Origin of the sequence: Chryseobacterium gleum (assembly GCF_900636535.1) — a bacterium.
GTDB lineage: Bacteria > Bacteroidota > Bacteroidia > Flavobacteriales > Weeksellaceae > Chryseobacterium > Chryseobacterium gleum.
Map to the genome: position 1 here is coordinate 1,400,215 of NZ_LR134289.1, position 23,092 is coordinate 1,423,306.

At 38.6% G+C, this 23,092-nt stretch carries 22 protein-coding genes; 16 read left to right on the forward strand and 6 right to left on the reverse strand.

All coding sequences use genetic code 11. The features are described from left to right. Positions 1 to 198: 198 nt before the first annotated feature. Positions 199 to 585, reverse strand: coding sequence for an MDR/zinc-dependent alcohol dehydrogenase-like family protein (locus EL165_RS26090; RefSeq protein ID WP_002978580.1), 387 nt, complete (start codon positions 583 to 585; stop codon positions 199 to 201). Further along, the gene (locus EL165_RS26095; RefSeq protein WP_002978579.1) at positions 557 to 1,123 is read right to left on the reverse strand and encodes an alcohol dehydrogenase catalytic domain-containing protein; all 567 of its coding nucleotides are present in this window, start codon (positions 1,121 to 1,123) and stop codon (positions 557 to 559) included. Before EL165_RS26095 ends, EL165_RS26090 begins: the two co-directional genes overlap by 29 nt. A 109-nt stretch (positions 1,124 to 1,232) precedes the next feature. Between EL165_RS26095 and EL165_RS06370 the strand changes: the two genes are divergently transcribed. Beyond that, the gene (locus EL165_RS06370; protein WP_002978578.1) at positions 1,233 to 1,589 is read left to right on the forward strand and encodes a winged helix-turn-helix transcriptional regulator; all 357 of its coding nucleotides are present in this window, start codon (positions 1,233 to 1,235) and stop codon (positions 1,587 to 1,589) included. Positions 1,590 to 1,628: 39 nt separating this feature from the next. Here EL165_RS06370 and EL165_RS06375 read toward each other — a convergent pair whose 3' ends face one another. After that, the gene (locus tag EL165_RS06375) at positions 1,629 to 2,348 is read right to left on the reverse strand and encodes an IS1 family transposase (protein WP_002978577.1); all 720 of its coding nucleotides are present in this window, start codon (positions 2,346 to 2,348) and stop codon (positions 1,629 to 1,631) included. Between the two features lie 125 nt (positions 2,349 to 2,473). Between EL165_RS06375 and EL165_RS06380 the strand changes: the two genes are divergently transcribed. The 15 genes from EL165_RS06380 (at position 2,474) to EL165_RS06450 (ending at position 18,609) form a co-directional block, all read left to right on the forward strand. Next, positions 2,474 to 3,010, forward strand: a complete 537-nt coding sequence (locus EL165_RS06380) for a glycerol-3-phosphate dehydrogenase C-terminal domain-containing protein (protein WP_002978576.1) — start codon at positions 2,474 to 2,476, stop codon at positions 3,008 to 3,010. 19 nt (positions 3,011 to 3,029) lie between these two features. Beyond that, positions 3,030 to 4,541 carry a glycerol kinase GlpK gene (gene glpK / locus EL165_RS06385; RefSeq protein ID WP_002978575.1) on the forward strand — a complete coding sequence of 504 codons (1,512 nt, stop codon included), beginning with the start codon at positions 3,030 to 3,032 and terminating at the stop codon, positions 4,539 to 4,541. Between the two features lie 86 nt (positions 4,542 to 4,627). Beyond that, on the forward strand, positions 4,628 to 5,344 hold the full coding sequence (locus EL165_RS06390; protein WP_002978574.1) for an MIP/aquaporin family protein: 717 nt from the start codon (positions 4,628 to 4,630) through the stop codon (positions 5,342 to 5,344). A 21-nt stretch (positions 5,345 to 5,365) separates the two neighbouring features. Further along, positions 5,366 to 6,193: a hypothetical protein gene (locus EL165_RS06395; RefSeq protein ID WP_002978573.1), complete on the forward strand. Its 828-nt coding sequence runs from the start codon at positions 5,366 to 5,368 to the stop codon at positions 6,191 to 6,193. 227 nt (positions 6,194 to 6,420) lie between these two features. Continuing rightward, complete coding sequence (locus EL165_RS06400; RefSeq protein WP_002978572.1) at positions 6,421 to 6,876, forward strand: MarR family winged helix-turn-helix transcriptional regulator; 456 nt, start codon at positions 6,421 to 6,423, stop codon at positions 6,874 to 6,876. A 171-nt stretch (positions 6,877 to 7,047) separates the two neighbouring features. Beyond that, entirely contained in the window at positions 7,048 to 8,256 is a 1,209-nt protein-coding gene (locus tag EL165_RS06405; RefSeq protein ID WP_488154037.1) for a TolC family protein, read from the forward strand. Between the two features lie 5 nt (positions 8,257 to 8,261). Next, positions 8,262 to 9,218: an HlyD family secretion protein gene (locus EL165_RS06410; protein WP_002978570.1), complete on the forward strand. Its 957-nt coding sequence runs from the start codon at positions 8,262 to 8,264 to the stop codon at positions 9,216 to 9,218. Positions 9,219 to 9,220: 2 nt separating this feature from the next. Next, positions 9,221 to 10,381 (forward strand): ABC transporter permease, encoded by a 1,161-nt coding sequence (locus EL165_RS06415; protein ID WP_002978569.1) that lies wholly within the window; start codon positions 9,221 to 9,223, stop codon positions 10,379 to 10,381. Positions 10,382 to 10,441: 60 nt separating this feature from the next. Then, positions 10,442 to 11,317, forward strand: a complete 876-nt coding sequence (locus EL165_RS06420) for a helix-turn-helix domain-containing protein (protein WP_002978568.1) — start codon at positions 10,442 to 10,444, stop codon at positions 11,315 to 11,317. Between the two features lie 99 nt (positions 11,318 to 11,416). Continuing rightward, positions 11,417 to 13,006, forward strand: a complete 1,590-nt coding sequence (locus EL165_RS06425; RefSeq protein ID WP_002978567.1) for an oleate hydratase — start codon at positions 11,417 to 11,419, stop codon at positions 13,004 to 13,006. A 170-nt stretch (positions 13,007 to 13,176) separates the two neighbouring features. After that, entirely contained in the window at positions 13,177 to 14,136 is a 960-nt protein-coding gene (locus tag EL165_RS06430) for an alpha/beta fold hydrolase (RefSeq protein ID WP_002978566.1), read from the forward strand. Positions 14,137 to 14,172: 36 nt separating this feature from the next. Beyond that, entirely contained in the window at positions 14,173 to 14,934 is a 762-nt protein-coding gene (locus EL165_RS06435) for an MlaE family ABC transporter permease (protein WP_002978565.1), read from the forward strand. Between the two features lie 9 nt (positions 14,935 to 14,943). Further along, complete coding sequence (locus EL165_RS06440) at positions 14,944 to 15,711, forward strand: ABC transporter ATP-binding protein (RefSeq protein ID WP_002978564.1); 768 nt, start codon at positions 14,944 to 14,946, stop codon at positions 15,709 to 15,711. 3 nt (positions 15,712 to 15,714) lie between these two features. After that, positions 15,715 to 16,713 (forward strand): MlaD family protein, encoded by a 999-nt coding sequence (locus EL165_RS06445; protein WP_002978563.1) that lies wholly within the window; start codon positions 15,715 to 15,717, stop codon positions 16,711 to 16,713. Positions 16,714 to 16,839: 126 nt separating this feature from the next. Continuing rightward, positions 16,840 to 18,609 (forward strand): oleate hydratase, encoded by a 1,770-nt coding sequence (locus EL165_RS06450; protein WP_002978562.1) that lies wholly within the window; start codon positions 16,840 to 16,842, stop codon positions 18,607 to 18,609. Between the two features lie 107 nt (positions 18,610 to 18,716). On the opposite strand, the gene EL165_RS26565 is transcribed toward EL165_RS06450, so the two are convergent. From EL165_RS26565 to EL165_RS06465, 3 genes are all read right to left on the reverse strand, one after another. Then, on the reverse strand, positions 18,717 to 20,522 hold the full coding sequence (locus EL165_RS26565; protein WP_002978561.1) for a 3-hydroxyacyl-CoA dehydrogenase: 1,806 nt from the start codon (positions 20,520 to 20,522) through the stop codon (positions 18,717 to 18,719). A 63-nt stretch (positions 20,523 to 20,585) separates the two neighbouring features. Further along, positions 20,586 to 21,722: a catalase family protein gene (locus tag EL165_RS06460; RefSeq protein ID WP_002978560.1), complete on the reverse strand. Its 1,137-nt coding sequence runs from the start codon at positions 21,720 to 21,722 to the stop codon at positions 20,586 to 20,588. Between the two features lie 10 nt (positions 21,723 to 21,732). Next, on the reverse strand, positions 21,733 to 23,091 hold the full coding sequence (locus tag EL165_RS06465) for a Dyp-type peroxidase (RefSeq protein ID WP_002978559.1): 1,359 nt from the start codon (positions 23,089 to 23,091) through the stop codon (positions 21,733 to 21,735). Between the last annotated feature and the right edge of the window lies 1 nt (position 23,092).

Genomic DNA, 23,092 nt, shown 5'->3' on the forward strand with positions numbered 1-23,092 from the left:
CCGAAAATAATACAGACTGTGTCGTATATGTTAATATTGCCGCTTTCAGGATTATCAAAAAACAAAACATCTGCAATATTACTCTAATGAATATTTGGAACTTTTGTAAGAATATTTTAAAATTACATTAATGTTTAAGTACGTATCTTCCTTTTGCCTTTCCTGTGAGAATCTCATCTAGTTTGTCAGGCAATTCCTCTAATCCGATTTCTGTAATAATATTTCTAAATTTGAAAGTTTCCATTCATTAGACAATTTTCCCCAAATTAAGTTTCTTACTGATAAAGATGCTTCAACAGAATCAATTCCTGCCAAATAAACCCCTCTTAAAATAAATGGAAATATAGACGTATTCACTTCTGTAGATCCTGTCATTCCACAACAAGTAACAATACCTCCATACTGAGTAGATTTTACCATCCCCGAAAGAATCGCTCCGCCAACGGTATCAATTCCTGCAACAAATGTAGGTTTAGCAAGTGGTTTGCTATCATACATTTCAATGAAATCATTTCTGTTGATCACTTCTTTCGCTCCTAAAGAGTTGATTAAATACTCATTTTTCTTTTTTTCCCGAAACTGCAAGTACGTCAAACCCTATTTTCGCCAAGATAGACACCGCAATACTTCCAACTCCTCCAGTAGCTCCGCTCACAACAACTTTTCCATTTTCTGAATTAACAGTGCTCGACTGCAATATTTGACAAACGGATAATCCTGCTGTCAAACCTGCTGTTCCATAACTCATTGCCTCTTTCTCTGTTAGTTCGGCAGGTAAATGAACTGCCCATTTTTCGGGAATACTGATATATTCACCAAATCCACCCCAGGTGTTCATCCCTAAATCAAAACCTGTAACCAAAACCTTACTTCCAATTGGAAATTTTTTTGAATTAGATTCAGCAACAGTTCCCACAGCATCAATACCCGGAATATGCGGAAACTTACGAGTTACTCCTTTATTACCTGAAGCTGACAATGCGTCTTTAAAGTTAATCGATGAATAACTCACTTTTATCAAAAGGTCATTTTTAGGAAGCTCTGACAAGTTTTTTTCCTTAATTTCTTTTGTAAACCCAATTGTACTTTCATTTATAACTAATGCTTTAAACGTATTATCCATTACTTTTTTGAGTAAATTTATTTAACTTTACATTGTAAAACAAGTACTTACATTCAATTCAGCTACTGAAACAAAGTACAGTTTTACTGACTATCAGAAGAAAAAATGTATGGAATTGCAAAAAATTGAAATAGACGAAATCGGAGAAACAGAAAATAAATGTCCATCCGATGTATTTTTACAAATAATAAAAGGTAAATGCAAAACAACCTTAATTGTTCTCATAAAAAAAGGCAGAAACAGGTTCGGAGAATTAAAGCGAACTCTTCCCACAATCAGTGAAAGAATGCTGGCTCGGCAATTAGAAGAATTAGTAAAAGACGGAATTCTTACACGAAAATCATTTGGAGAGGTTCCTCCAAGAGTGGAATATTATTTAACCGATTATGGCGAAACCATTTATCCAATTATCAAAGAGATGAGGAAATGGGGATATAAACACATAGAGGGATCAATCAATCTTTAAATTGATGTGGATTACATATTATTATATTTAAAGCATGATCTAATTCAAATAAGACAAGCTCTTAGACTCCTTATTTTCAGTGAGAGAAATTCCCCAAAAATAAATCCTCAATATAGCATCTGTATATTTATCCCTTTGAGCTTTATTAATACTCTTCCTTCCTAATCGCTTTATATGAGTTCGTAGATCAAGGAACTTCCGCTCAATATGATTGGTCTCTCTTCGTTTTGTGCTGTGAAGATGCTTAGGAATTAATTTAGGATAGATATTCAAACGATCACTATATATCTTTTTTGGATTTGCATAAAGTAAAGTATCTATAATACATTGTAGCGTCTTGGTCGTTCTTCTCCCAAGTTTATAGTCAATTACTTTCTTTGTCTCTCTACAATACGCTGCAACTACCCACCGCTCATTGGTTTTACTTTGAGTGTATGTTTTTAATTCATCAATTTCGATTGTAATATTCTGAGGGATTGGTGGCTTAACAACTTTAGAAGCGATTTTTAAAATCTTTTTTAGTACAGTCGTCTTACTGACATTAAGTAATCTGCTAATACCTCTAATACCAACTCCTTCTTTTATCAGCTGTTGAATATTATGATTAGTACTTTTCTGATATGCACGATAAGAATATTTCCCAATGAACTTCTTTTTGCATTTTTTGCACTGATAGCGCTGCTTATTTTGTGATGTTATTCCTGCCTTGATACAGTAGCTGTAATTACAGTGAATACATCGATTTCGCCGTTTATTCATAATGATTTAAAGTAAATTAGTAACTCCACATCTGAACCATCAGCGTTTTTGCAGGTTTAAGACCATTAGCCGCTCCCGAAAAAGAGGGACAAAGCACCAAGGAAGTATCCCGAAGCCATAAAATAATGATATCTGATTCAGGACTTGTGACCGTTATTGGCGGAAAATGGACCACATATAGAGAGATGGCGGAAGAAATTGTTGATGAAGCGTCAAAAGTTGCAGACCTGCCAGAAGTAAGTTGTAAAACGCATCATTTTTCTATTCACGGAAATATTCCAGCTTCTCACGCAGATCAGAGCGACCACCTTTACATCTATGGATCTGACATCCCTGAAATAAAAAAACTACAGCAAAGCGATGCTGCACTGAAACAAAAAATACATCCGAAATATGACGCTACTTATGCAGAAGTACTATGGGCAATAGAATGCGAAATGGCGGAAACCCTAGAGGATGTACTGGCCAGAAGAATCCGTTTCTTGTTTACGGATGCCCGTGCAGCCATTGATATTGCAGAAGATGTTGCCCAATTTATGGCGCAGAGATTAGGAAAATCCGAAGAATGGGCAGTACTGGAAACTAAAAATTTTATTGAGCTTGCAAAAGGCTACTTACTGGAAGATCATTCCCCAAAAAAAGAAACTCAAATTATCAATTAAACTTTAATAGAATCAAATTATGGCACCAGCGGAAAAACTAAACAAACTTATTTTGGCCCTTGACCAAGGGACAACCTCATCAAGAGCCATTCTTTTTAATCAAAATGGAGAAATTGAAGAATTATCGCAGAAATCATTCACCCAAATATTTCCAAAAGGAGGCTGGGTAGAGCACGATCCCAATGAAATATGGTCTTCACAGATATCCGTTGCGGCAGAAGTCATTGCAAAAGCAGGAGTATCAGGTAGAGAAATCGCAGCGATAGGTATTACAAACCAAAGAGAAACCACTGTTGTTTGGGATCGCGAAACATCAGAGCCTATCTACAATGCCATTGTCTGGCAAGACAGAAGAACAGCAAAATACTGTGATGAGCTGAAGCAAAAAGAAGGGTACATAGAAACTATCAAGGAAAAGACTGGACTAATCCTTGATGCCTATTTCTCAGGAACAAAATTGAAATGGATTCTTGATAATGTAGAGGGTGCAAGAGAAAAAGCGGAGCAGGGAAAACTTTGTTTCGGCACTATAGATACTTGGCTGGTTTGGAAATTGACCAGAGGAAAAATGTTCGTCACAGATGTAACCAATGCCTCCAGAACACTACTTCTTAACATCCATACCCAGCAATGGGACGACGACCTGTTACAACTTTTCGATATTCCAAGAGCTATACTTCCTGAAGTTAAGCAAAGTTCCGAGATCTACGGAGAAACATCTACAACACTATTTGCATCAAAAATTCCTATTGCAGGTATTGCTGGCGATCAACAAGCTGCACTTTTCGGACAAATGTGCACCTCGGAAGGGATGGTGAAAAACACTTATGGAACAGGATGTTTTCTTCTGATGAATACAGGAGATAAAGCGGTTTATTCGAAAAATAACCTGCTGACCACTATCGCATGGAAAATCAATGGGAAAGTAACCTATGCACTTGAAGGCTCTGTTTTTGTCGGAGGCGCAGCAATACAATGGCTCAGAGACGGGCTAAAACTCATCAGAACAGCACCTGATATTAGTAATCTCGCCAATCTTGTAAAAGAAACAGAAGGTGTATATTTCGTTCCCGCCTTAACAGGTTTGGGCGCACCTTATTGGGATCCGTATGCTCGTGGCGCTATTGTGGGAATTACCCGAGGAACAACCGATGCGCATATCGCAAGAGCAACCTTGGAAGGTATCGCTTACCAGGTATATGATATTGTAAAAGCAATGGAAGCAGATTCCGGAATGCAGTCCATGGAACTGAGAGTCGATGGTGGTGCTACCGCATCTGACCTATTAATGCAAATACAAGCTGATTTGTTTGGTTTTTCTATTACAAGACCAAAAACATTGGAAACAACAGCTCTTGGAGCGGCATATCTTGCCGGACTTGCTGTTGGATTCTGGGATAATATTGACGATATCAAATCACAATGGAGCGTAGATAAAAAATTTGACCCTAAAATGGAGCGTGAAAAAGCGGACGAAATGATTAAAGGATGGCATAAGGCAGTAGGAAGATCCAAAAACTGGGAAGAATAAAAACAAAAATCTCCAACAAAACTGAGCTATTATTAAACAGCCCATTAAATAACTAAGAAAATTAAACTATTATATCATTATTTATTATGTCAACTATTTTTATTGCAGAGATGATGGGAACGATGTTCCTTATTCTCTTAGGAAACGGGGTCGTAGCCAATATCCTTCTCAAAAAAACAGGAGGTAATGGCGGAGGTATCATTTCCATTACAGCTGCCTGGGGATTTGCAGTATTCGCCGGAGGTTTAGTTGCTGTCAATCTAGGCAGTGCTGGAGAACTAAATCCAGCCACTGTAATTGCAGGCTGGATAAACGGAGCTTATACTACCAGCCAATTATTGCCTTACATCGGAGGCGAATTGACAGGAGCTATGCTAGGAGCATTTTTGGTATGGTTACTATATAAAGACCATTTTGATGAGACATCTGCAGAACCACACTCACAGCTTGCTTGTTTTTCTACATCCCCATCAATCAAGAACACTCCCCTCAATTTCTTTTCTGAAGTATTGGGAACATTTGTTTTGCTCTATGTTGCTATGAGTTTCCAAGGATCTGCCGTAAACTTGGGAAGCACAGGAAGATGGCCAATAACCACACTTATTTGGGCAATCGGATTATCGCTTGGAGGAACAACAGGATACGCCATCAATCCTGCAAGAGACCTCGGTCCGAGAATCATGCATGCCATTTTACCCATAAAAGGAAAAAGTTCCAGTAACTGGAGTTATGCCTGGATACCAATAATAGGACCTGTTATAGGAGCTTTAATATCAATTCTTATATTCAATCTATTACATTAAATCTATTCCATCAAATTTACCATGAAAAAAATATCAACATTGCTGACGAGCTTGTTTGCAATAACACTATTACTGGCACAGACATCTGAAGATGATGGGGCTTCTGCTGAAAATGACAACCTCCACCTTTCTGCGGGGATAAAAACAAACCATTTGTGGAGAGGACTTATTATTACGGACAAACCAATCGTTTCCGGACAACTGTGGTACGACCTCAACAAATCGAAAACATTACAGTTAGGAGTCTGGGGTGCATCTGCTATCTCCAATGACAGTGATGAAACCCATTACAAAGAAATTAATTATTATATCCAATATGCAGATAAAGGATTTTCTATAGGAATCTGGGATTTGTTCAACTCCAGGAATATCAATGAACTTATTGCATCAGACGATATTTTTAATTACTCTAAGGACAAAACAACGCATATCATTGATTTAAGAACATCTTATCAGTTTCCTGAAAAATTCCCTTTAAGAGTTGAAGCAGATGTCATGCTTTATGGAGGAGCCAATGCAGGAGAAGTAAAATTGAATGAAAATAGCGAATACGACAGCAACAAATATTCCACCTATATAGAGATAAGTTATCCATTGATTTCAAAAGGTTCTGTTAAGCTTAATGGATTTCTGGGTGGAGGTTTTGCTTTCAATCCCGGAAAAAGAAGTCTTGGACAAGGTACTTTTCTATATGGGAACGGCAAAAACGATTTCGATATTGTGAATATCGGATTCTCTGCAAGTAAAAACATCAAAGTTTTTTCTGCCCATATTCCATTATCTTTTACCACTATGTGGAATCCTTCCAACAAATATGCAAGAATACAGTTTGCAACGACTTTATTTTGACAAATATTTTTCTTTAAGAAATTAATCCCCAAAAAGCTGTCCGAAATTCCGAACAGCTTTTATTTATTTTTAACCATTGTTTATTTTCAATAATCACAAATTATCTTAACAATAATCAAATCAAAAGCTTATGTCATCTCAATGATATTAAGATTAAAAAAAATTTAACATAAATAGTTGTTATTACAACTATTGTTTAATTAACTTTGTTCAATAATAATTTTTATATGAAAGCTGAAAAAATATTAACTGAACAAGATCGATACAATCTGCTTACCGGCAATGTACCTCTACTGTTCAACCGTTTTTTGGTTCAGCAATTCAAATTGAATAATATTAACTTGACCCGGGAACAATGGTCGGTGCTAGTACCTTTATGGAAACAACAGGGATGTTCACAGCAGGCAATAGTAGATTTTACCCACAGGGATAAACCCAGCATAACTAGACTTATTGATCAATTGGAAAAAGAAGGTTACGTAGAAAGAAGGTCCCACCCTACTGACAGAAGGCAAAATCTAATATATTTAACAAATAAAGGAAAGGAGATAGAGGAAAAAGTAATGTATATTGTGAACAATGTAACCGAAAGAGCAACCAGAGGACTTTCAGAAAATCAAATTATGGAGATAAAAAACTTCTTTCAGCATATTCAAAACAACATTCAAAACGAAATGGTATGAAAAAAATAAACTTAGCCATTACATTGATCCTATTCGGCACTATCATCAACGCACAGATTCTTGTAAGTAAGGATTTGGATTATGCTATCGGAAAGGCATTGCAAAAAAAACACTGAAATAAGGAATCAAGATCTTGAATTACAAAAATTAGAATTAGAACGCAAAAGCATATTGGCCAAATATATCCCGAAGGTCGAGGCGTCAGGTTTATATTCTTACATCAGCAGTGATGCAAAATTAGATCTAGCTACCCTGAATTTACCCATCACAGGATATCCTGTTTTTGGGGGATCTTCCGATTTCAGCACAAATGCGAATATCCTTTATGGAGGTATTACCGCAAAAGCGGTATTGTTCAGTGGCGGACAAATCCTAAATGGAGCCAAGGCTCTCAAAGAAAAAAATACAGGCACAGCGTTTATGATGGAAAATCAGAAAGATGAGGTGATAAAAGATATCATAGGGAGCTTTGACCGTCTCAAACTTCTGGAAACCGCCGAAAAACTCATCGATAACAGCGAAAAAAGATTAAATAAGGAAAAAGAAAGAGTAGAAAGGGCGATATCCGAAGGGTTGGCAATTCCTTATGACCGCGATAAAATCAAACTCTCCACTCTGGAATTGGCTTCCAAACGTGCAGATGTTCAAAATAAAAGAAAACTTCTGATACTCAAGATAAAACAGTCCACCAATCTTTCAGAAGAAGAAATTCTTAAAACCAATCATCAGTTGGAGCCCATCATTATTTTGGACAGCCTGAGCACAGCCGAACGAAATGAGGTAAAAGCACTGGAATCTTTCAAAAAAGCCTCCGAATATGCCCTTAAAAAAGAAAAAGGAAGCCTTCTTCCCACAGTTGGGGCTTTTGCGGGATATAGCTATGCATCATTATATAATGCCAATACAAAAGTGCCGATTGAACAATTAAATACGACCGCCAATTTGAAACTAAATGAATTGACACTACATCCGAACTGGATGTTGGGCGTGGCCGTGAAATGGGAACTCTTCAGCGGATTTGAACGTAAACATAAAATAGACGAAGCCAAAATAGGACTCGCCCAGGTTGAAAATAAACTGGCTGACACCAAAGAAAAAGTAGACCTGGAATTGGAAAAAAACAAGGTAGAATACAATACCACGTTACATAAGGTAGATATTGCGATCCAAAGGGAAAAAATAGCACAAAATAATAATGAGATAGCATCAAAGCAATACAGATTAGGACTTATTAACGTCACTGAACGCCTGGGAGCGGAAAATGATATATACAAAGAATCCTTAAACAAAGTAGAAACCATGATTGAACAGCGGAATGCTGCTATTGAAGTTTACCGTGCATCGGGAAAATTATCAAACTTTATTAAAATCCAAAACTAAGCAAAATGAAAAAAATTATTTACATACTAAGCATTGCAGGCATTTTAGCTTCTTGTGAGAATAAACCGAAAGTATCACAAACCATCCAGGGAAAAACCGAGCGGGAAGAGATTGCAGTAGTAGGCAAAATAGCAGGCAGAATAGATAAAATTCTGATCAGCGAGGGAGCTCTTGTTAAAAAGGGAGATACATTGGCGATATTGGAAATCCCAGAAGTAGACGCAAAAAAATCACAGGCACAGGGAGCGGTAAAATCTGCTCAGGCACAATATGAGATGAGTGTACACGGTGCTACTGCCAATCAGTTGGCACAGCTCTATGCCAAGAAATCCGCTTTGGTAGAGCAATATGAGTTTGCAAAAAAATCCCTGGCAAGAATGAACGCAATGGTAAAGGATTCATTGGTTCCGCAACAGCAATATGATGAAGTATTCGCAAAGTATCAGGGAGCCAAATCACAAATGATAGCCGTAGATGCAGAAATTGCCGATGTTAAAAACGGGGTCCGCATAGAACAGCAAACAATGGCGTTGGGACAAAAAGACCGTGCTCAAGGAGCTTTGGAAGAAGTACAGGTTGCCGAAAAAGAAAGGTATATCATTGCACCACAGGATATGAAAATAGAATCGATCACATTGAAGCTGGGGGAACTGGCACTACCAGGATATACGCTTTTCAAAGGTTCTCTTAATAATTCCATATATTTCCGCTTTACTATTCCTGAAAGCCAATTGGCAAATTATGCACAAGGAAAAGAAATCAATGTGCATATACCTTACAAAAATCGGGATATCAAAGGGAAAATCAGAAATATAAAACAAATAGGCGCCTATGCTAATATTGCTACAGCATATCCTGATTATGAAGTGCAGGACGCTTTGTATGAAATATTGATAGACCCTATTAACATCCAACAAGCAAACGATATCCTAAGCAAAACAACAGTAACGCTAAAACCTTAATAATGAAAACATTTCTCAATCTGATCAAACGGGAGTTCGGTTTGTTCTGGAGCAACAAGGTTCTCAGAATTTTGTTTATTGGGGCTCCTTTGATGTACGGTGTTTTGTTGGGATATGTTTACAGCAAAGGGAAAGTGACAGATTTACCAATCATCGTGGTAGATTATGACCAAAGCTCACTCAGCCGGAAAGCAATCGAAATGATGAATGACAACGAAGTTTTGTCTGTTGCAAGGCTGCAGTTTGACGAGACAAACCTCAATCGTTTGATGATTGAGAAAGATGCAACCTGCGTCGTTATTATCCCAAAAGATTTTGAGAAAGATGTGCTGACAAAACGTTATCCTGAAGTCACTACCATAATCAATACAGCAAATGTATTGACCGCAAATTATTCTTCATCAGCACTTCAGCTGGTCTTAGGAACCCTCAAAGCAGGAACACAGGTCGAAACCTTACGTAAACAAGGAGTTCCGGAAAATTTGCTAATGAGTCAGTATGAGCCATTTAAAACCACGTTTATAAAAAAGAACAACAGAAGCACCAACTATATGTATTTTTTGTGGCCTGGTGTTTTGGCTACTGTGCTTCAGCAGGTATTGTTATTGGGGCTTGCTCTTTCTTTTGCTTCCGAGTTTGAAAACGGCACTTTCAAATATCTGGTACAAAAAAGCCGTTCTGCATTTATGCTGATATTGGTTAAAATCGTGCCTTATCTCATAATGAGCTTCGGGATATGGCTGATGTACTGGGGTTTTACCAAGTGGTTCAGAATTCCTTTTTATGAAAACATTTTTCCGCTTACTCTAATAGCGGGTGTTTTTGTAATCTCGGTCTGCTTTATAGGAATTTTGGTAAGTATCCTTGTCCCGAACCAACTGAAAGCTACGGAAATCCTTATGGTTATTGCCACACCCAGCTTTATCCTGTCAGGATTTACCTGGCCGCTCAGCCAAATGCCAGTTTGGGTTCAGCACATTGCAAATATCATCCCGCTTACACATTTCCTGCCTGCCTTTAGAATACTTATCATAGAAAAAGGCGCTGTAGACCTCACCTATCCTTATGTTATAAAAATGATAATCATAGGAACAGTAAGCGCCATTGCCAGCTATAGCGTTTTATGGTACAAAGTCCGAAAAATTAAAAAGGATAAACTGTAGTGAGCTAAATCATAAGCTAAAAATTATATATGCCCATATAAATCCATTAAATAAGAAACCATGAAAGCTTACGAAAGTATTAAAGAAATATTATCTTTTTATCAGGTACACTGTGATGAACCTTACTATATATCTTCAGGAAAACTCATTTTTGAATTCCCAAAAAGACTGTTCCGCATGGATTTTTATGCATTCTGCATCTGTGTTTCCGGTAGTATTGATTTAGAAATTGATAATCACCATTACAATATATCCCAAAACGGATTCCTGATATCTGCTCCGTCAACAATTATAAAATTTGTAAATACCAGCAAAGATTTCCGCATGAAGGTTCTATTCTTTGAAAAGAATTTCCTGCTTAAGAACATTTCTAATCCATTTTTTATCGAGAATCTGTCTCTATTCAATAAAACTACCTTTAATGTAGTTATTTCCAACGAAGCAAGTAGTAAACACTTAATCAATTTGTTGGAATATCTTCAGCAGCAGACCACGAGGAATGGTCGTTTTACAGAAGATATTCTTCGTACTATTATTATTAATATTTTGTTGGAAGTTGCAGTCCTAATTGATGAAGACAGAAAAGACAACGCATATCTAACTCCAAAAGATAATAATAATATTTTTTTTAAATTCAACGAATTGGTAAAAGAAAATATTTTGCAGCATAAGGACGTACAATACTATGCAGACAAGCTATTCATTACCAACAAATATCTTATTCTGATTGTAAAAAAAGCTACTGGCAAAACTCCACATCAGATTATTGATGAGGCCTTATTAAAAGAAGCATGCGTTCTGCTCGGCTATCCAGAAAAAAATATCTCTCAGATTGCATTTGAAACAGGCTTTAATTCTACCTCTGCATTCGGTCGTTTTTTTAAAAAGCATGCGTCAATATCGCCCCAAAGGTACCGAAGACAACAGCATTTTTAAAAAAGAAATTCCGTATATGATTTTCGAATTTAGGGATACTAAGGAATTAAGGTATATCAATACCTTTATCATATAAAAATAACCTAAAAAAAATATCATATGAGCAATTCGAACAAACATGCATATTTCATCGGAGGTGGATTGGCAAGTCTTGCCGGTGCCGTATATCTGTTAGAAGACGGAGACTTTAAAGGCGAAAACATTCACATCATTGAAGCCCTGCCGATTTTGGGTGGTAGCAACGATGGTGCGGGAACTAAAGAAAAAGGATTTATTTGTCGTGGCGGGCGTATGCTCAACGAAGAAACCTATGAAAACTTTTGGGAATTAACATCCCGTATTCCTTCTCTGGATGTCCCGAACATTTCCGTAAAAGACGAAATTCTGGCATTTGACCACGCGAATCCGACAAATGCAAAAGCGCGGTTGATTGACAAGAACGGAAACATTTTACCCGTAACGGATATGGGTTTCAACACTCAGGACCGGATGAAATTTGTGAAATTGTTTTTTGCCGATGAAAATGATTTAGACAACATTACCATTCGTGATTGGTTTGACGACCATTTTTTTACGACCAACTTCTGGTATATGTGGCAAACCACTTTCGCCTGGCAGGAATGGAGCAGCATTTTTGAATTTCAACGCTATATGAAACGTATGCTGTTGGAATTTTCAAGAATCGAAACACTCGAAGGGGTTACCAGAACACCATACAACCAATATGAATCCGTTATCTTACCGGTGAAGGCATTTTTGGATCAGCACAAAGTGGACTTTTCATTAAGAAAAACCGTTACCGATTTGGATTTTGCCGATGATGATGGCATTACCGTAACGGGAATAGAATGCATCAATGCAGAAGGAAAAACAGAGAAAATAACTGTGAAGGAAGGCGATTTGGTATTCTTTACCAACGGATGTATTACAGACAATTCTAATAACGGCGATTATAATACGCCTGCAAAATATTTGCCGTTAAATCCGCCAAGTTTTGCACTATGGCGTAAAATTGCCAACAAGAAACCCGGCAAATTGGGTAACCCAGACCCGTTCTTTACAAAACCGGACGAGACAAAATGGTATTCTTTCACACCAACATTCAAAGGAAATAAATTTCTGAAACTTATTGAAGAATACACTGGCAACAAGCCGGGCAGCGGAGCTTTGATGACATTTAAAGATTCATCGTGGCGAATGTCAATTGTGGTGGCTGCACAACCGCATTTCAAAGCGCAAGGCGATGATACTACCATTCTTTGGGGCTACGGATTATATCCAGATGCAGTGGGAGATTATGTGAAAAAGCCGATGATTGATTGCACGGGTGAAGAAATTTTGACAGAGTTGATTCATCATTTGCATTTTGAAAAACACGAACAGGAAATAAAAGATAGCGTTATCAATGTTATTCCGTGTATGATGCCTTACATCGATGCGTTGTTTCAACCAAGAGCTAAAAAAGACCGCCCTGCAGTTGTTCCTGAAGGCAGCACCAACCTAGCAATGATTAGTCAGTTTGTAGAAATACCGGAAGATATGGTATTCACAGAAGAATATTCGGTTCGTGCAGCACGCATCGCGGTATATACCCTACTCGGTCTCGATAAAAAAGTAACTCCAGTAACGGAACACTGGAAAAAACCAGACGTGTTGGCAAAAGCCATCCACACCTCTTACAGAAATTAAAAATAAAAAAAGAGCTGCCTTTACACTTTATCGAAGTTCTTTATTGCTAAAGGCATATCTCTCTTTAATCTATAAAAGATTGTCTATAATAACCAATTTATCTAACTTTATTCTGCTCTTGCTTTTGTCAAGGGCAGAATATTTATTTTTAAACAAAACCAACCGACTCTATGGCAAAACAAACATCAGGATATATAAACAGGAAGAAAATTGCCAACTCAGGTACGCACAATCTTTTTTATGAATTATTCGAACCAATAAATGAACCTCCAAAGGCTACACTCCTTATACTACACGGGATGCAGGAGCATAGCGGTCGTTATAAAAATTTTGCGGAATATCTGGCGAAGAACGGTTTTGCAGTTCTATTATATGACCATCTCGGACACGGAAAAACGGCGGAAAATCGGGAAGAACTTGGCTATTTTCAAAAAGAAAATCCCAAGCAGCAACTGATAGACGATGCCGCAACGATGGCAGCATTTTTAGAAAACAACTACCCTAACATTTCTCACTTTTTACTGGGGCATTCTATGGGGTCTTTCATTGCAAGATGCTTACTTCAGAATCAGAAAGATGTTTTTAAAGGAGCGGTCATCGTAGGAACGGGCGGAAAAATCAACGGAATCGGTTTGGCTAAATTTTTCCTGTCCATCAACAATATTATTACTCCAAAACACCGGAGCAAATTCATCAACAGAACTTTTTCAAAAATTATTAATCAACATTTTAAAGGCGAGAAAGATGGCGACCTTACCAGTTGGCTGAGCCTCAGCAAATCCAACCGGGAATCATTTTGCAGGGACAGCCTATGCGGAGTACCTTTTACCAATAATGGTTTTTACGCATTAGTTTCTCTAAATCAACAGGCAACGGAAAGAAAATGGGCAGAAAGAATACCAAAAGAATTTCCCTTTCTTTTTGTAAGCGGAGCTGATGATCCGATAGGAGACTTCGGAAAAGGTGTGGAAAAAACGGTAGCGCAAATGCAAGAAGATGGTTTTACAGATGTTAAAACAAAAATCTATCTTGACATGCGGCACGAAATACTTAATGAGGATATTAAAGAATATGTATATGAAGATATAAGGGATTGGCTCAATAAAAAAATACAGCAATTGGAAAAGTAGACTAAAAATATTTTAATTTTAAAAAATAATTTATTAATGATTAAAATACGTAGTTTTTTACAGGAAACAGGCAATATCGCGCAGTTTACCAAAAATTACTTTTTATTAGGCTTCCGCCCGCCATATGAAATAAAGGAACTGCTTGCACAATGCTATCTCATAGGTTACAAATCTTTGGGGCTTATTTCCATGACAGGCTTTATTATCGGTTTGGTCCTTACGATGCAGTTGCGGCCAAGCCTCGTACGCTATGGTGTGGAATCCCAGCTGCCTGTAATGGTAGGTATCGCCATAATCCGTGAAATAGCACCTGTAATCGCCGCTCTCATCTTTGCAGGTAAAATTGCAAGTAGCATCGGGGCAGAGCTGGGCTCTATGCGGGTTACCGAACAGATAGATGCGATGGAAGTAAGCGGTACGCACCCTTTTAAATACCTTGTTGCCACACGTGTCCTGGCGACAACATTTATGCTCCCCGTACTTATCATTCTGGCGGATGCCATTTCACTATATGGTGCCTGGATAGGTGTTAACATTGGCGGGACGACAAGCCTGTCGCTTTTCTATTCACAGGTTTTTGACTCCTTGGATTTCAGTGACATCATCCCTGCTTTCATCAAAAGCTTTTTTTTCGGTTTTGCAGTGGGAATCGTGGGTGCCTATAAAGGCTATAATGCAGTAAAAGGAACACGGGGCGTGGGGAACGCCGCCAATTCAGCGGTCGTACTCTCCTCTATCCTTATCTTCGTCTTGGACCTGATTGCGGTACAGATAACAGGCATTCTCGGGTATAATTAAATCATCATTATGGCGGAAACAAAAACAGCAGCAAACTACAATAATGACAATGGACCGGCCATCGTCATTGAAGATATTTATAAAAGCTTTGGTGAAAAAAAAGTGCTTAATGGTTTTAACCTAACGGTCAATAAGAACGAAAATGTTGTAGTTCTCGGAAAATCAGGCACGGGAAAATCTGTTCTTATCAAATGTATCGTCAGGCTTTTAACACCAGATAGCGGTAGGATAATGATTTCCGGACAGGATATTGTGCAATTGGAAAATCAAGAGCTGGATAAGGCACGCTCAAAAATAGGTTTTCTTTTTCAGGGAAATGCCATCTATGATTCTATGACCATCCGCGAAAATCTGGAATTCCCTTTAAGAAGACGGTGGTTCCGGCTGAAGCAGGATGAAATTGACGCACGGGTTGAAGAAGCACTCGATAGTGTGGGGCTTAAACATACCGTAGACCTTATGCCATCCGAATTGTCGGGAGGGATGCTGAAAAGAATAGCTCTGGCACGTACTGTCATCCTTAAGCCGGAAATCATCCTTTATGATGAACCTACCACCGGACTCGATACGGTAACAGCAAAAGAAATTGACAGCCTCATAATGGATATACATAAAAAATACAAAACATCATCTATAATTATCTCACACGATATGAACTGTGTGAAAAATACGGCCGACAGAGTAGTCTTGCTGCTTGACGGAAAATGCTACGCACAAGGTACTTATCAGGAATTTGAAAGTTCTGATGACGAAAATATTAAACAATTTTTTGATTAAAATATGAATAAAAATAATATCAAGCTCGGCTTATTTGTAATTTCGGGGTTTATACTTATGATGGCTGTTTTCTTTTACATCGGCAGCGGTTCAGGCATTTTTACCAGCAAATTTGAGCTCAGGGCAAGATTCAAAAACTCCAATGGACTCAGAGAAGGAAGCAATGTGCTATTTTCAGGGATGCAGGCAGGTTCTGTAAAGTCAGTAAAATTGTCCGGAAGGGATGATATAGAGGTCATTATGCTTATAGACAAAGATATTGCAAAGCATATAGACAATAATGCCAAAGCCTCGATTGGAACAGAAGGCATTATCGGCAATGCGGTGGTCAATATTTTGCCTTACGGTAGGCCGGGCAGACCAGTGCAGGAAAAAGAATATCTCACGGCAGATACCAAACCGGGTGTGGATGAAATACTCAACACGCTATCGGCAAGCAACAACAATATACAGGATATATCCAAATCTCTTAAAAACACTGTGCATAAAATTGACAGCAGCCAGATTTTAAAATTAATTAATGACAAGGCGTTTGCCGAAAACTTAAAATTATCCATCCTGAAAATACGCCAAAGCACGGAAAATATAGAAAACCTGAGCAGTACTGCAGAAGCCATCATTACGTCTACACGCCAAGGAAAAGGAGCAACTGGGCTTCTCCTTGCCAACAAAGATTTTGAGTCCCAGCTTAAGCAGACTTTCAATAACGTCAATGCCGCCAGCAATAATCTTAATACAGTAAGCAATGAACTTATCATAGTTGGTAAAAACCTGCAGGCATTCAGTAAAAATATAGAAAATGGAAAAGGACCGATAAATGCCCTTATCACTGATACCGTTCTTACAAAAAACATCAATAACAGCCTTTACAATATCGAAAAGGGAACCGAAGGCTTCAACCAGAATATGGAGGCTCTGAAGCATAATTTTCTCTTCAGAGGTTACTTCCGCAAGCAGGAAAAAAAGAAAAAGGAAGCCGAAAAACAGAATCTCCAAAGATAATATTATTGGAATATCAGCATATACAATTAGAATTTTGGGATATATAAAGTGAAAGCAATATGTGTAACTTTATTAAATAAAAACAAGGTTATTTTATCATATATTATAAACTAAAAAATTCTAATTATGTATTACAGTAATGGAAATTACGAAGCATTTGCCCGCCCGAAAAAACCGGCAAATATTGAACAGAAATCTGCCGTTCTTATCGGTTCGGGATTAGCTTCATTGGCTGCTGCAGCTTTTTTGATACGCGATGCGCAAATGGAAGGAAACAAAATCCGTATTCTGGAAGAATTAGCTTTACCCGGTGGCAGTATGGACGGCATCTGGAATGAGCAGAAAGGCTACATCATACGAGGCGGACGGGAAATGGAAACACATTTCGAAACCCTTTGGGATTTGTTCCGCTCGATACCCTCATTAGAAACGGAAGGCGTTTCCGTACTGGACGAATATTATTGGCTCAATAAAGAAGACCCTAGCTTTTCCCACGCCCGTGTTATCGAAAACCGTGGAGAAAGACTGCCCACGGATGGTAAGCTTACCCTGTCCCAGAAAGCCATCCACGAACTTATAGCGCTGGTTCTTCTTCCTGAAGAAAAACTACAGGATGTACAGATAGACCAGGTATTTACAGAAGAATTTTTCCAATCCAACTTTTGGACATACTGGGCTACGATGTTCGCATTCGAACCTTGGGCAAGTGCGATGGAAATGCGCCGATATGTTCTTCGTTTCATCCATCACGTTGGCAGCGTAGCAGATATGTCCTCATTACGCTTCACGAAATACAACCAATATGAATCACTGATTCGTCCGTTGGTAAGCTACCTTGAGTCCCACGGTGTTACCTTCCAGTATAATAGCCAGGTTCAGAACATACTTGTAGAAAATGAAAACGGCAAAAAAGTAGCGAAGAAAATCGAATATATTAAGGATGGCAATGCAGAAAGCATCAGCCTGACCGAAAACGACCTGGTGTTTGTTACCAACGGCTCCATTACCGAAAGCAGTACATACGGTGACAATCATAACCCTGCTCCTGTTGCTGACGGCATTGGCGGAAGTTGGCAACTTTGGCAGAATCTGGCAGACCAGGATGATGCCTTTGGAAAACCCGAAAAGTTCTACAAAAACATTCCCGAAGCCAACTGGGTAATCTCCGGAAGCATTACCTTCTTCGACGAAAAAGTGATTCCGTATATAGAAAAAATAACAAAAAAAGACCCAAGAAGCGGTTCTATAGTGACTAGCGGACCTGTCACAATAAACGATTCTAACTGGTGGTATGGCTTTTCCATCAGCAGACAGCCCCACTTCAAGGCTCAGAAAAAAAATGAAGTAATTGTTTGGGTTTATGGGTTGTATTCTCATAAACCAGGAAATTATATCCAAAAGAAAATTACGGAAGCCACGGGGATAGAGCTTTGCAAAGAATTTTTATACCATATTGGTGTTCCTGAAAATGAAATTGCAGAAATTGCACAAGCTGCCAACAGCATCCCTTGCCGTATGCCTTATATCACATCTTACTTTATGCCTCGTGCATTGGGAGACCGCCCATTGGTGGTTCCAGAGGGTTCTGTGAACCTTGCTTTTATCGGTAATTTTGCCGAAACTGGAAAAGACACCGTATTCACGACCGAATATTCCGTGCGTACAGCAATGGAGGCAGTTTACACCCTTTTGGATGTAGACAGAGGTGTCCCAGAAGTTTTTGCTTCTTCATATGACATCAGGGTACTGCTGAAATCCATCTATCACCTTAATGACAATAAAAACCTAAATGAAATTGAATTTCCTTGGTTGATTTCAATCCTTGAAAAATATGGTGTCAAGAAAATAGAAGGTACTTATGTTGAAGAGATTTTAAAAGAAGCTAAGTTGTTATAAGAGGTTGTTTTATACTTGAAAAACTCAGGATTTTAAAAATCCTGAGTTTTTTATGGTATTTATATTTATGGCTTCTTTCACTGTTTTCGATGAGAATTCAGGATACTTTAAGCTTTCAAAAAATCCTTGCTTTGCCATTCCGGATTAGGATATTTGTAAAAACCTTCGCCGGATTGCTGACCAAGTTTTCCTTTGTCGATAAGTTCGGCTTTTAGCTTTTCTGCTATTTTCTGTGTTAGTTCTCCCGGGATTTCTTTTAAGATGTTGTAATTGGTGTTCATCCCATTCAAATCTAAAATAGCCATTGGTCCAAAAGGAGCACCTGTTGCTATTCTCCAGGTTTTATCAATGGTTGCAGGATCGGCAACGTCATTCGCCCACAGTGCAAGGCCAGCCACCAAAAGCGGAATTAACAAAGAATCGAGAACGTAGCCCGATTTTTCCTTCTTCAGTTCCACGGGCAGCATAGCAATGGATTTTGCAAACTCTACAATCTCGTTATAAACCATTGGGTCGGTTTGATCAGAACCCATTATTTCTGCCGTATTACGAACCATTATATGATTGGCAAAATGTAGATGGATGAATTTTTCCGGACGATCGGTAAATGTGCTTAATCTGCTCGGCAAAAGTGTGGATGAGTTGCTCGCAAAAATGGTTTTTTCCGGCGCGTGCTCAGAAGCTTTTTCCCAGAAATCTTTTTTGATATCGATGCTTTCCGGTACGGCTTCTATCAATAAATCAGCATCTTGTAAAGAAGCTTTCAAATCTGTCGAATAAGTGAGATTATTTTTGGTATTTTCGATTTTTTCTTCATCAGCTTTCAGATAGTTCTTATATTCTTCAGCCAAGACATCAAAACGGTTTTTTGCCTTATTTAAAGCTTCATCATTAACATCATAAACCGTGACTTCATAGCCGAAATAAGCGCACTGCACCGCAATCTGAAAACCGAGAACGCCACTTCCAGCCACCACAACATTTTTAATACTGATTTTAGTTAAATCGGCTTCCGGCACTTTCAAAAAATCTGGACTTTGCCACGAAGGATTTGGATATTTGTAAAAGCCTTCGCCAGTAGAAATTCCCAGTTTATTTTGGTCAATGAAGGTTGATTTAAGTTTATTCAGCACAATCTTATCATCTGTTTTGCCCTTTTCTACTTGCAGTTTGTAAATGTTGTATGGTGTCGTCAATCCGATAATATCATACAAAGCCATTGGTCCGTAAGGCGAACCAGTTCCCAGCATCCAGGTTTTGTCTATGGTTTCTGGCGTAGCATAATCGCCAATCCAAAGCTGCATTCCGGCATTCAGAAATGGATTTAATAAAGAATTGAGCACATATCCTGGAACTTCTTTTTTTACCAAAACAGGCACCATCCCTATCGCCTTGGAAAAATCGACTATTTCCTCGGTTATTTTTTCGTCGGTTCCTGGATGTGGCATAATTTCCGCCGTATTTCGCAACCATATTTGATTGGCAAAATGCAGGTTAAGGTATTGAGCCGGCCTTCCTGTCACCTCAGCAAACTGACTTGGCAACAAGGTGGATGAATTACTTACAAAAATGGTTTTCTCCGGTGCAATTGCGGAGAGTTGTTTATAAAATTCCGTTTTTATTTTAATATCTTCTGGCACTGCTTCTATCAAAAGATCGGCATCTTTCACAGCAAATGCCAAATCAGATGAATAGTGCAGTCTTTCCCTGGCTTTTGTAATTTGTTCTTCGGTGGCGCCAAGATCCTTTTTATGACTTTCGGCCAAGCCCTCGAACTTTGCTTTCGCCTTTTCCAGCACCTCATCGCTGATATCGTAAACCGTGGTTTCAAATCCGTGAATTGCTGTTTGAAAAGCAATTTGGAATCCTAAAACACCACTTCCAGCTACCGTTACATTTTTTATTTTGCTCATAATTTTGGTTGATTTTTGGTAATAAACTTTACGGAACTAGGACTCAGCAATCTTCATTTTCAATTATAACTGATAAAACTCTGGACTGAATGCTTCCTCCAAATTCTTTGGTTCTTTACGTTTTTTCTGATTTAGCTCGTGTCTTGAGGTTGAAGATGTTACATACGCTGACTGCCGTGAACGCTGTAAATTCCCGATCGGTGAATTCTCTTCGATGGTTCTGAACGGTGTAAACGACAGATTTTCCATAATTTCAAAATTACCATCCTCAGGAACCGTTTGTTTTGGTATTGTGATTTTTGCCACCGTACGGAATGGTGATAATTCCTGTGACCATTCTTTTGTAAGGTCATTCACAGGCATTTCTTTCAGGTCTTTGCAAAGTTGTATTTGCAACTCAAACGTAAGGTCTTTTTGAGCTATTTCTTTGATAATTCCTTTTCTGTACGGCCATTCTGCGCTGTCTAGATCAATATTTTTTTCAGTGATGGCGTTCTTGGTCTGCTCAGTTGGGATCACTCTTACTTTGGCGATATAATCACCGTGGCGAACTGCTCCCATACTGTAAAATTCATAAAGAAAACTGTTGATGGAAGGGATTTTTTCAAAAGTTTTAAGAGCGCCCAATTCCTTCAAAGCCTCAAAATTTGGAAATGCTTTTTTATTTTCGGTGACCCAAAGTGTGGCAAATTCCAATTTTCCCAAGGCTCCCTTTTCAAAGAAATCATTTAGTTTTAAAAACAGCTTTGAAATGAAAACATAATGTTCTGCCGAGTTACAGAAAAACACCGGATTATTAATCAGGTTAAAATCAACATTGGGAGAATCTTCCTCTCCGGGAGATAATTTTTTGCCATCTATCCCAAAAATCTTTAAAGCAAATCCTTGTGCGTTACCGCTAAGTTTATCTGGTAAAACTCTGGAAGAACCATTGGAAAAGCGAACTGCTGCCTGGTGTTTTCCGGGTTTCGCATAAATGCCCTGCGCCAGTTCTTCGGACAGATTATCCAAAATTTCAACCTCTGCTTTCAGCACTGCATAGCCATTGGCGTGCGCATCTCTTGTATGATGGGTCGCCCTGCTTAGTTTTGGCGTATTTTTGATGTATTCGCGGATATCGTTATTAATGGTGGTAATATACTCATCGAAATTTTCGGGAATTTCTTCCACTTCGTAACTATACTTGATGTAATCTTCCATAGTGCTTTTTTTATTTTAATTCGCTAATCCATTTTAAAGCAGAAATGCTTGGTATAAAACAATATTCGCCGCCTTTCACAATGTTGTAGGTCTGCAAACCACGGTATCTTTTGATGAGGGGTTCTCCCGGTGCAGAAAACAGTGCGTCTTCGTCCTGGACACCGATCATAGGATCTTTTTCTATTCCCAGATTTTGGGCGTTACCATCGTTTGCCCATTGTTTTTGCAGAAATTCCAGTGTTCCCATTGCATCGGCACTAATGCCAATAAAGTACTGTCCACGTTCCTTACCGTCATTTTTAGTTACCTCCGGCGGAACGATGTCGCCAAAAGTTACACTTTTTCTGATGATCCTGTGCAAACGTTCATCCTCCAAAACAAAAGATTTGGAATCTCTTGGGTTCATCCTGCGGATATGCGAACTGAACGGACACTTTTTACCGTACTCATCATTCTTGAAAGAAAAATCATTGTTCTTTTGCATATCATCTCCTAGCGCTTTATCATCTTTTTCGGGAGCTAAAACCAAAGGTGCACCACTTCGCCAGCGACCTACCATTTTGGCAGCCAACAGTTCTCCCTCTTCCGGTGAAGAAGAATTTTCCTTAATGAATTGATTAAATTCTGCTACCTGACTTTGGTACTTTCTGAAAACCATAAAAGAACCGTTCTTTCCTAAAACTTCAGGTTGTGGAAATGGCTTTACGATGCCTGCTTCTCCAGGATAGCCCATTATAAATTCGCCTGCTTTAATCGGACGGTCAAATCCGGGCGGCAAATCTATCCCACTGCCTTCAATCTCCGGATTGCTGATGCCATCCCTGAATCCGAATACATTTTTAACCTCTTCAGATACGGCGAAATCGTGGCTCATTATTACTTCTACGCCGCTGTTATTCGTCAATTTAGAACGAAATTCCTCCAGCTGGCTTTTCCACGCCTCTTCATTGTTGGCGATAATTGCCGCTGCGATGTGAATATGTGATCTTTTAAAAACCTTTTCCCAGTTTTTAGGGTCATTAACTCCAATGTCATACAGAAACCGGGAACGTTCTGCCATTCCCTCCTTGAAGGATTCGGGAAAAGTATCGAGTGACTCTTGAGGGACACCGATTTTTTCCAGACCTTTATAAGTGAATGTTAAAGTAACCGATGCGCCTTCATTCTTATGCCAGTCTTCCGCAGAACTCACAATCGGCAAAAGTTTTTGGAGCATTTGTCTGGCTGCCACAGCATCTTTGATTTCAATAATAGCCACTGTTCCGAAATATGGTATAGGTCGGCTTCTGAGAATTAAGGCCTGTATTTCGTTCAGCTCAATTTCTACTTTATTGGGATTAAAAATCCGCTTTAAAAATTCCAATGCCATA